This is a genomic window from Kineococcus vitellinus (assembly GCF_009906315.1).
GTDB lineage: Bacteria > Actinomycetota > Actinomycetes > Actinomycetales > Kineococcaceae > Kineococcus > Kineococcus vitellinus.
In genome coordinates this window covers 1-475 of the sequence record NZ_JAAALL010000658.1, presented here as the reverse complement: position 1 = coordinate 475, position 475 = coordinate 1, and the positions used below count along the sequence as shown (strand labels likewise).

General features: G+C 77.9%; 1 protein-coding gene. It reads right to left on the bottom strand.

The features are described from left to right. A partial coding sequence (locus GTQ99_RS23970) for a PHP domain-containing protein (protein WP_166618112.1) occupies window positions 1-361 on the bottom strand: 361 nt, incomplete at its 3' end. Window positions 362-475 lie beyond the last annotated feature (114 nt).

The window sequence follows — 475 nt, the reverse complement described above, 5'->3', positions numbered from 1 at the left end:
CGCCCAGGGCGAGGACGGTGGCCCTGGGCAGCCGCGGGTCCACGGCCGCACCACCGCGCACCGGTGCCCGCGGCGCGGTGCGGCGCGCGGCGGCCGAGGGGTCCGCCCAGGCCGGCAACCCCTCGGCGAGGCCGCTGGGCGCGGTGGCCAGGTCGACGCCGACGACGGGGGCGATGCCGGCCGCCGTGCACGCGCGCACGAACTTCACCGCCCCGTAGAGGCCGTCGCGGTCGGTGAGCGCCAGGGTGTCCATCCCCAGCGCGGCCGCCCGGGCGACCAGGTCTGCGGGTGTGGAGGTGCCGTGGCGCAGGGAGTACCCGGAGGCGACGTGCAGGTGCGGGAACCGCGGTGGTGCGAACACGAGGGGGACGTCCTCCGGGGAACGTGCCCGCGGGGAAGGACGGAGCAGCGGTGGGTGCGGTGGTGAGGGGAAGCCTGGGCGGAACGTGGATGGGGCGTGGGTGGGGCGGTGGAA